At 57.8% G+C, this 225-nt stretch carries 1 protein-coding gene; it reads right to left on the reverse strand.

The genetic code is table 11. The features are described from left to right. A partial coding sequence (locus GPK90_RS17835; RefSeq protein WP_215703585.1) for a ParB N-terminal domain-containing protein occupies nucleotides 1-225 on the reverse strand: 225 nt, incomplete at both ends.

The following is a 225-nucleotide window of genomic DNA, read 5'->3' on the forward strand; positions in this document are numbered from 1 at the left end:
TTCTGGCGGCGGTGGCCGGACACGATCTCATAGCCGCCATCCTCACGGGGACGGACGATAGCGGGCTGGGTCACGCCCTTGTCTTTGACGCTGGACACCATAGCCCGCATTTCTTCATCATCCCGAACCTCAAAGGGATGGTTCTTGAAGGCGTGAAGCTCGTTCAGCTTGATATAGACGATCTGTTCCTTGCCCCGGCGTGGTGCATCCTTCGGTTTTTCGGGT

It is taken from the genome of Clostridium sp. MCC344 (assembly GCF_018785365.1).
Lineage (GTDB): Bacteria > Bacillota > Clostridia > Lachnospirales > Lachnospiraceae > Pilosibacter.